Origin of the sequence: Streptomyces sp. NPDC020362 (assembly GCF_040642095.1) — a bacterium.
Taxonomy (GTDB): Bacteria; Actinomycetota; Actinomycetes; order Streptomycetales; family Streptomycetaceae; genus Streptomyces.
In genome coordinates this window covers 73,029-81,735 of sequence record NZ_JBFAET010000019.1, presented here as the reverse complement: position 1 = coordinate 81,735, position 8,707 = coordinate 73,029, and the positions used below count along the sequence as shown (strand labels likewise).

Genomic DNA, 8,707 nt, shown 5'->3' with positions numbered 1-8,707 from the left:
GGGGGCTGGGGTCAACCCCCCCCGCGCCGGCCCCCCCCCCCCCCGGGGGCGGGTACCGGGGGGGGGGGGGGGGCGCCCCCCCCACACCTTGCGCGCGCCCCCCCCCCCCGGCGGGCGACTGTCACGCGGTGGATCCGCGCTCAGGCGCACACGTGCTTGAGCACGGCTTCGTCGGCCGCATCCGTGAGAGGGCAGAAACGCCTCAGGTCACTCGGCCGACGACGCGGGTCGGTCGCGACATCCGCGGCGTCCACGGGGTTCGGCCGGCTCAGCCGGACCCCGTGCGTGGACGGCAGAGCCTCATGCCCGGCGGGCACTTCGGCCCGCCGGCGCCGAGCGTGTCATCGAGGGTCCACCCACAGGGCCGAGGCGAGCGCGCAAAGGTCGCCACCCGCCGTGGCCAGGGCAACACCCATCCGGTGCTTGCGCCCTTCCTCCGAGAGGACCCACGCATACGACACCAGTGGTGAGGACACCGGCACGGGCCGGAACAGCCGAGCCGTGATCGAGGCCGTCACCGCCCCCTCCCGCAGGCTCCCTCGCAGCCGGCCCGCCGCGTTCCCGGGGCAGTCGAGCGCCCCCCACACCAGCTCCGCCGGGAGCATCCCCTCCGAGTCGGCGAGCGCGGGCCCGGCCGTCCACGCGGCGGCCACCAGATCCCGCCCCGGCACGACTCCGCAGTGCTGGCGCAGCCCGGTGTCGGGCGTGCGGCCAAGTCCGCACCCGAAGCAGTCCACGGTCCCCGCCGGAGGAGCCGCGCGGTACGCCTCGGCCGCCGCCGACGCCTCGTCCCAGGAGGGCGGTTCGGGGACTTCCAGGTCCAGCTCGCCGGGCGTTGCCACCGCGAGCACCCCGTCCGCACCGGTGAGCACGGCGCCGCCGTCGGCGGTCTCCGTGAGCCCCACCGGTACCTCCACAGGCGTCGGCCGTCGGAAGTCCACCCGTACGGTCTTGGCTGCCGCCCGCCCGGCAAGCACCCCCGCCACGTATCCGCCGAACGCAACCCCGGGGTAACCCCGCAGATGGCCGGGCACCGTGATCGTCTCGATGTCGGTCATGGCGCCCACTTCACCACACTCCACGATCCCGGCGGGCGGAGGGGCGGGTCGGGGCCGGAGGGGCGGGCCGGTTCGACGGGTTCCCCTCGGGGGCGGGTGAGGCGACCGTCGAACGCAGTGGCGGTGCCCGCACTCTCTCGCACCAGACCCGCCAAGGCCACAGACTCACGCTGTTCCGTCTGACACGGACGTCGACCCACGTTCCATGGGCCCGCCCGGCGACAGAAGGCCGGCGAGGCCGACGAGGAGCCGGGCTGTGCCGGTGGGATCGACGATCTGGTGGAGGTGCTCGCCGGGCAGGTGTGCCACACGCCAGCCGCGTTCACGCGCGTCGGCGCCGAAGTCGTCGTACGGAGGGCCGAACAGCAAGTACGAACAGGGATGGTCGTCCCAGCCGTCGGGGACCGGGATGTGCTGCTCGTAGTAGGACAGCGGCAGGGTGGGCTGCTCCTCGACGACTGCCTGCCGCACGGTCGGATCGGTGAACATGGGGGCGACGTCCGCCTCGTCCCACCAGTCGGTCCAGCGCGGCAGCCGGCCGTTCACCGCCATCGGCCGGATGAACTCAAGCAACTCGGGTGTGGCGACAGGGGTCGGTCCGATCCGGGCCGGCAGTGCGGCATCGACGAAGATCGAGCTGGTCACGGGATGGTCGAGCCCTGAGCGAATCGCCGGGAGAAACAAGCCCGCGTTGCTGTGCGCCACCAACGCGACGGGGCTGTCGGCCGGGACCTGCCGCAGATCGTCGCGTACGGCGTCCACAGCACGGGGCCAGAACGGCGGAGCACCCGCGCCCACGTTCAGCAGCGACGGCACCCGCACCTGGTACCCCTGCGCGTTCAGCTGTTCGGCCACAGGGTGCCAGGTCGAGGGACCCACGGACGGACTGTGTACCAGAACGAAGATCGGCCGCATGTGACGATCCTCGCGCCCCTGCCACGGGAGGCGCGACAGTCTTGGCCGACAGCAGAATGCCCCGTCCTAGCGCCGCCCCCACCAGGCCGGGGACACGCTCAACGCCCATACGTCTCCCGCTTGGTGGACCTCCGGATCGTCGGCACCGTGATCGCCGTCCCCGTAAGGGTCGGGAGCGTCGATGACGAAGAGGCGGGCGCCGGACCCGGGCACGCGATAGCGGTGGACGTCTCCCGACAGGTCCTCGGGCTCGACCGTGCACCCCAGCGAAAGGATCGCGGACCGCACCCCCTCGAACCGGACACGGGACGCGAATTCTCCGTACTCGCGTTCCAGGGACAACGGCACGCAAGGTCCGTGGACCATCCGGTGGACCTGCACACTGATCCCGAAACAGGACATGGGCCCATCGGCATCCGCGAAGGAGAGTTCCACCAGCCCGTAGTCCCGGCGCAGCAGCCCCTTGGAGGGAACGTCGAGGTAGCCCGGCCCGACCGCGGCTTCCCAGGCGCCGGGACCGGATCCGATTCCGATCCCGAGGACGTCGCAGCGCGTGGCGACGTGCGCGTAGAAGTCCAGATCGGACACCTGCTGATCTCCTTGGATTGGGGCATTGTGGGACCCGAACCATAGCGAGGGCACCCGTCACTGTGCGGCGGCCGGGGCCCCGAGGCCGCTGCGGCAAGTGATCCGCAGCTGGCCGACGAGTCCCGAGCCGTACAGCGGCACAGGCGGGTGACCGCGGCGACGGCACCGGCCGCCCGCCTACGATGCCTGATCGGTCGAGAACATTTGGCTACGATGCCCGATCGGTCGCGACCGCTTGGCGATGAACAAAGCCGTTGGCCGTACGCCTACTGCTCCCCGTGACAGGCGGGCTGTCATACGGCCCACCGCACGTGTGCGCCATGGTGCTCGCTATGAAGTCTGAGTCGAGCCCTCCGGCGCGTCACATCGCCCGAGGAGCCGTCAACGCCACCGCACGAGTGGCCGGCCGAGGAAGCGCTCGGCCCGCACCCTGACGCAACGTGACTCAAACCAGTTCGGGTTGCGGTTCCGGTCGCTGTGCCGGTGCCGCCTTCGGTTCCCACAGATTTGTGGTCCGTACGTAGCCGTAGATCACCGAGAGCATCGCCAGAATGAGAAGTGGACCGAATATCCAGGGATGTGCGGCCATCACCGTCGGCAGATAGCGATAGGACACCAGGAGCGCGGCGAAGACCGCTGAACCGTATGCGACCAGCCTGATTCCCGACCGGTCCCAGCCACGTTCGAGCGTGCGCAGAGCCGCCTCGATCGTGAGCGTGAACACCACACCGGCAATGATGTCCGCGCCGTAGTGATAGCCGAAGCCCAGCGTCGCTCCGAGCGTGGCAACCAGCCAGAACGCGCCTCCGAATTGCAGAATCCGTGGGCCCTTACGGGAGTGAATGAAGATTGCGGTGGCCCACGCCGTGTGCAGGCTGGGCATGCAGTTGCGGGGGGTGAGCCGGTCGAACGCCATCGGGTGCGGCGCATTGACCGGCGGCGTGTCCGGCCACAGGTTGGCCACCGCCCAGTGACCGCCGCCCGTGCCGAAGGCGCCGGGACCGTAGGCGAAGATCGGTCCGACCACCGGGAAGATCATGTAGATGGCCGGCCCGACGAGGCCGATCGCCAGAAAGGTGCGCACCAGATGGTGGCGCGGGAAGCGGCGCTCGACCGCCACATGACGCAGCTGGTACAGCGTGACGACGACAGCGGCCACCGCAAGCTGAATGTAGACGAAGTCGAGAACGTGGGCGCCGATCGGGCCACTGGCCCTGACGATCCGGCCCGCCAGCCACGACGGGTCGCCCAGCGCGTGATCGGCGGTTGCCACGTACTGGTCGAGCACGGCCGGGCGTGTCTTCGACGTGATGAGCAGCCAGGCATCGCCGGTTTTGCGACCTGCCACCAGCAGCAGGGCCAGCCCGACGCCCTTCAGTAGCAGGAGGCGTTCCCGGCCGACGCGGCGTGTGAAGGCGATGACCGCGTATCCCAGAACCACCCACAACGCACCGTTTCCGAAGGGGTGGCCCTCGGTCGTCCTGGCGTCGACCGCCCACCGCACCAGAAGGAAGGCGACGTCGATGCCGATCGCGACACCGATCGCGATGAGCCGTTGCCGCCAGGTGAGCACCACCATCATCAGCGCCATGCTCGCGTACAGCAGGGGGCCCGATTTGGGCGGGAATATCAGCTCTCGTGCCTGATTGGAGATCGGCCCCGGCAGGCCGTAGTGGCGTGCGGCGATCTCAAGCGTGACGAGGAACCCGAGGGATGCCACAGCCGCCGTGGTCCACAGGATCGCCCGTGGCTGACGCCACGAGGTGAACGTAATTCTGCAGTTCAGTCGCGAAAAAACCCGCGAAACTATCGATATCAATTGTTCGGCCGATTTGCTAGATATTGGCTATATGGGTCATTTGTTGTGCTGGACGGCATGGTTTTCCGGTGAAGGAAGGCAGTGAGGGCGATCGTCATGGGTTCGAACATGTTAGCGGGGTGGTGCAAGTGGGTTTCCCTGGTCACAGGTGGTGCGAGGGGCGCTCCGCAAGGCGCCGTCGCCCTCGGTGTCGACCGCATGGGTCGGCATCGCCATGTCGCCGAAGACCCCATGGGGATCGCCCCCGTCGGCAGCCGTGCCAAGGTCTTCGCATCCTCCTGCTCAACCGCATGAGGGGCAGGCGTCCGGTAGTCACTCATCCCCGTCATTCAACCGCCACCACGCTGCGTTTATCAGCGCATTCGGGCCACCACCCGCACGGCGGCCACCGCAGCCACGGCATCCACCACTGGAACATCAACGACGTGCCCCCTGCCGGCGCACCGCCAGGCATCGCCGACACCGCGGGATCAGCCCCTGCTCCGCGCAGCCGAACCGCCTGACCCTGGGCGCCGCTGCCGCTACGTCCGAGTCGGCGGTGGGGACTGTGTGGCGTCGATGACGGCATCGGCGTCGGCCAGGGCCCGGGCGAGGCCCCCGCCCGTGAGGAGGTCCATGCCCGTGGAGCGTGCGTGCGCCACCGCTTCGTACCCGGACGCCGTGAAGGCCTCCACGATCTTGGAGCCGATCCGTCCGGTTCCGCCGATCACTGCGAACTTCATGTCGTGCCCTTCCTGGGAATGAGTGGATGGGGGATGGGGGGTGTGAGGGCCATGAGGTCAGAGGAGAGGGGCTCTCGTGCGGTTCCGCCGGGCGGCTGTCAGCCAAAGATCGCGGCGGGTTCGCCCGTGTACCAGGTGTTGTCGATGCGAAGGTGACGGATGACACAGCGGTCGCCGTCGCGGACCAGGTGGACGTCGTAGGGGTTCTTCAGCAACGCATGTGCTGCGGGGTCGGAGATGAACAGGTGCTGGGCTTCCACCAGGGCAGTGAGCCGGGCGGTGTCGCCGTCGATCGCGATCCGCGTGCGCGCCGACGGTGCGACGGCCCGTGTTCGCGCCTTCAGCGAGGCAGCGGTGAACCTGGTGCAGGCACCCGCACCGGGCCCCTGACCGTCCCCGACGGCCCTGACGCCCTGACGGCCCCGACGCCATCGGGGTGGAGTGCCATGACGGTGGATCAGCTGCCGACCGCGCGGAGGAAGTGGTCGGCGTCCTCGGGTTCGGCCAGCCGCCCCACCTCCAGCCAGGAGCCGTCGGTGAAGCAGAGCCTGAACGTGGCGAATCCACGCGGCTGACCCGCCTCACCTTCGACGCGGACCTGATCGAGGGAGAACTCGGCGACGATCCCGAAGTCGTCGGCCTTGGTGGGCGACAGCCGACGGCGAGGGGATGTGGCGATACAGACGCGGCCGTGGCCCAGAACGACCAGGCGCTTGGGATTGGGTGAGTGCCCGTACCAGCTCAGCAGGAGCCGGCCCGCGGTCAGGGTCCAGTCGCCGTCGAAGACGCCGTTGGTCGGGTCTTGCCTCCGATTGCGGGAACGGCCGCGAGCGGAGGCGGAAGCGGAGGATGGGGAGGCGGAGGTGGAGGCGGCACGTCGGGCGCCGGGTGGAGCCTGCTGCTGTCCGGCCTGCGGTCCGCTGCTCCGTCGCGAACGGAGCAGCCGTTCGAGTCGAGTGTCCAGCTTGCTGATCAGCATCATCGGGATGACAACGAAGAAGAAGGCTACGGCCCCGACGTACAGCAGCCAGTGGTGACCCGGCTTCAGCCGCCCCCGGCCTGCCGCGCGGTGCACGTCCCTGGGCGGTGTGGGGATGGGCCTGTGGATCTCGCACCAGACCATGGCCACGGGCTCCTCGCCCAGGATCTTCCGGGCCCGTCGGTGTACCGCGCGCTTCGCCATGCTGATGATCCTAGGACGGGCCTCCGCGTTGCCGGTCGGGCGGGAAACCGTGCGGTGTCCTGGTGGGTGGACGGGTCGGTAGAAGGGTCGGTAGAAGGGTCGGTGGGCGGGACCGTTCCGGCTGGCCTCTCTCACACGCCGTGCGTGACTCCACGGTCGAAGTGCCCTTGCGCGCATCACGAGCAGGCCGCCCTGCCCGTCCGTCCCGCGGGCCCCTCGGCCACGGGGGACGGACAGCGCAGACGCACTACTTACTGATGGCGAAACGCATCAGGGCGTGCTCGTCGCCCTGCTTGATCTTCCCGGTCACGTTGATCACTTCGAGCTTCCATGTCCCGTTCACGCGCATGGCCTTGGCCACGGCGCAGCCGTTGTCCTGGGTGAGCAGGCTGGGCCAGATGTCGGCGACCTGCTGGGAGCTTCCGCCGGTCGCGTCGTACACCTTGAAGCTGATGTTGCGCGCCTTCTGGAAGGAGCTGCCCTTCTTGAAGGCGGCAGCGACGAACACTATCGAGGTGATGTTGGGCGGGATGCGCGCGAACTCAACGGTCACCGTCTCGTCGTCACCGTCGCCGCGGCCGGTCTGATTGTCCCCGCTGTGCACCAGCGAGCCGTTCCCCATGGGGTCCAGGGAGTCCAGGCCCGCCAGACGCACCGGATCCGAACCCTGCATGGCGATGGCGATGAGGTCCAGGTCGGTGCCTGCCTTGCGGCGGAGCGTGCCCATGATCCCGCCGCTGGAGCCCCCGGTGGGGTCCCAGGACACGCCGATCGACAGGTGGGTCACTCCGTCCAGATCCGCTGGGCCGTCTTCCTTGGTGAGCGTGATCATTCGTGGTTCATCCTCTTGGTGAAGGGTCTGCGATACGGAGAGTGTGCCGGGAGCCTCCGCCGCTCCGTCCAACGGGGCACCGTCTGCCGCAATGCCCTGCCCCGTACGACGACATTTTCTTCCCGCCCGTGTCACAGGAGACCGTGCTGTCTTGTCTCGGGTGGCGAAGGCAGATGCTCACGTCGGTTAGGGGATGGTCATGCGGGAGTTCGTGGCAGACAGGACCGGGGTGCCGCGGTGGCGGGTGGAGCCGCGGCTCCTGGTCCGTGACCGCCAGGTGACGGCCACGACCACGAGCGCGGTCGAACCGGGCAGGCCGGCGCAGCTCGGCCCCGACGGCATGGTGATGGACAGGCCGGACGATGCGCCGGGCGGCGAGACGGTGGCGGCCGAGGCCCGGCCGGAGGTGACGGTGCACCAGATGACCGCGATCCTTGGGGCGCATGCCGACAGGCGCGGCATCAAGCAGCCGGTCACCATCGATGATCCGGTCACCATCGACGGTCCGGTCGAGCCGATGCGCAAGCGGCAGTACCCGCTGGTCGGGGAGGTGCCGGCGTGACGCGGGTCGAAGAGTTCCAGGAGCTGCGGCCGCTGCTGTTCTCGATCGCCTACCGGATCCTGGGCAGCGTGAGCGAGGCCGAGGACGCCGTGCAGGAGACCTGGCTGCGCTACGAGGCATCCCCGACCGCTCCCGCCTCGGCGAAGGCGTTCCTGTCCACCGTGGTCACCCGCGTCTCCATCAACGTGCTGCGCTCGGCCCGCGTCCGGCGCGAGGAATACGTAGGGCCGTGGTTCCCGGAGCCGCTGCTGACCGACCCCTACCAGGACCCGGAGCGCTCGGCGGAGCTGGCCGACTCGGTGTCGACGGCGGCGCTCCTGCTGCTGGAGCGGCTCAGCCCCCTGGAGCGTGCGGTGTTCGTGCTGCGGGAGGTGTTCGCCTTCGGCTACCCGGAGATCGCGTCGGTGGTGGGCCGCTCGGAGGCGGCGTGCCGTCAGCTGGTGGTGCGGGCGCGCCGTCACATGGAAGCGGGGAGGCCCCGGTTCGAGGCCGACCGACGCGAGCGCGAGCAACTCGCCGAACGCTTCTTCGACGCCTTGCATGAAGGAGATCTCGACGGCCTGCGGGAGCTGCTGGCCGCCGACGTGCAGATGGTCGCGGACAGCGGCGGCAAGGCCCCGCGGTGGGCCAAGGGTTTCTTCGGCGTCGACCATGTGTCCCAGATGCTCGTCGCCCTGTTCCCCCCGTTCTACCGGATCGGCGGCGTCGTGGAACCGCACCCGGTGAACGGCCAGCCGGGGGCGATCCTCCGCGACCGCGAGGGCAAGGTCGTCAACACCTGGACGCTCGACATCCTCGACGGGCAGATCCAGACGATCCGCACGGTGAGCAACCCCGACAAGCTCGGGCACGTGGGACCCGTCGCGGACGCCTGGGCGGTCGTGCGTGAAGCGCAGCAGGCTCGCCGGTACGCGGACTGACCCGAAGAACCGGCTGTGCTGCGGCCCTGTCGTGCCGGACGCGGCGGGCGTACCCGGGGAAACCCGCCGAGAGCAGGGCCGGCAGCGTCGAGGACCCGTTCACGGCCA

10 protein-coding genes are annotated in these 8,707 nt (G+C 69.5%); 2 read left to right on the top strand and 8 right to left on the bottom strand.

Going from position 1 to position 8,707, the window contains the following annotated elements; translation table 11 throughout:
* Nucleotides 1–341 precede the first annotated feature (341 nt).
* The 8 genes from AB0H32_RS11175 to AB0H32_RS11140 all read right to left on the bottom strand — a co-directional run bounded on the left by AB0H32_RS11175 (nt 342) and on the right by AB0H32_RS11140 (nt 7,117).
* Complete coding sequence (locus AB0H32_RS11175; protein ID WP_361117743.1) at nt 342–1,058, bottom strand: hotdog fold domain-containing protein; 717 nt, start codon at nt 1,056–1,058, stop codon at nt 342–344.
* Between the two features lie 165 nt (nt 1,059–1,223).
* Nucleotides 1,224–1,937 carry an alpha/beta hydrolase gene (locus AB0H32_RS11170; protein WP_361117741.1) on the bottom strand — a complete coding sequence of 238 codons (714 nt, stop codon included), beginning with the start codon at nt 1,935–1,937 and terminating at the stop codon, nt 1,224–1,226.
* A gap of 102 nt (nt 1,938–2,039) precedes the next feature.
* Entirely contained in the window at nt 2,040–2,561 is a 522-nt protein-coding gene (locus AB0H32_RS11165) for a hypothetical protein (RefSeq protein ID WP_361117738.1), read from the bottom strand.
* 445 nt (nt 2,562–3,006) lie between these two features.
* A complete protein-coding gene (locus AB0H32_RS11160) occupies nt 3,007–4,281 on the bottom strand; it encodes a phosphatase PAP2 family protein (protein ID WP_361117735.1) in 1,275 nt (424 codons plus the stop codon).
* Between the two features lie 620 nt (nt 4,282–4,901).
* The gene (locus AB0H32_RS11155) at nt 4,902–5,102 is read right to left on the bottom strand and encodes a hypothetical protein (protein ID WP_361117732.1); all 201 of its coding nucleotides are present in this window, start codon (nt 5,100–5,102) and stop codon (nt 4,902–4,904) included.
* Nucleotides 5,103–5,200: 98 nt separating this feature from the next.
* Nucleotides 5,201–5,362 (bottom strand): hypothetical protein, encoded by a 162-nt coding sequence (locus AB0H32_RS11150; protein ID WP_361117729.1) that lies wholly within the window; start codon nt 5,360–5,362, stop codon nt 5,201–5,203.
* 197 nt (nt 5,363–5,559) lie between these two features.
* Entirely contained in the window at nt 5,560–6,285 is a 726-nt protein-coding gene (locus AB0H32_RS11145) for a hypothetical protein (protein WP_361117726.1), read from the bottom strand.
* Nucleotides 6,286–6,532: 247 nt separating this feature from the next.
* A complete protein-coding gene (locus AB0H32_RS11140; protein ID WP_361117723.1) occupies nt 6,533–7,117 on the bottom strand; it encodes a TerD family protein in 585 nt (194 codons plus the stop codon).
* 211 nt (nt 7,118–7,328) lie between these two features.
* Here AB0H32_RS11140 and AB0H32_RS11135 point away from each other — a divergent pair, with 211 nt between their 5' ends.
* Together AB0H32_RS11135 and AB0H32_RS11130 are read left to right on the top strand one after the other, a co-directional pair.
* The gene (locus tag AB0H32_RS11135) at nt 7,329–7,679 is read left to right on the top strand and encodes a hypothetical protein (protein WP_361117720.1); all 351 of its coding nucleotides are present in this window, start codon (nt 7,329–7,331) and stop codon (nt 7,677–7,679) included.
* A complete protein-coding gene (locus tag AB0H32_RS11130; RefSeq protein ID WP_361117717.1) occupies nt 7,676–8,599 on the top strand; it encodes an RNA polymerase sigma-70 factor in 924 nt (307 codons plus the stop codon). The genes AB0H32_RS11135 and AB0H32_RS11130 overlap by 4 nt, the downstream gene beginning before the upstream one ends.
* Nucleotides 8,600–8,707 lie beyond the last annotated feature (108 nt).

Bases quoted from the DNA above. Each gene is read 5' to 3' on its own strand.
- AB0H32_RS11145 (WP_361117726.1), bottom strand. From the start codon at position 6,285: ATGGCGAAGCGCGCGGTACACCGACGGGCCCGGAAGATCCTGGGCGAG.
- AB0H32_RS11140 (WP_361117723.1), bottom strand. From the start codon at position 7,117: ATGATCACGCTCACCAAGGAAGACGGCCCAGCGGATCTGGACGGAGTG.
- AB0H32_RS11175 (WP_361117743.1), bottom strand. From the start codon at position 1,058: ATGACCGACATCGAGACGATCACGGTGCCCGGCCATCTGCGGGGTTAC.
- AB0H32_RS11155 (WP_361117732.1), bottom strand. From the start codon at position 5,102: ATGAAGTTCGCAGTGATCGGCGGAACCGGACGGATCGGCTCCAAGATC.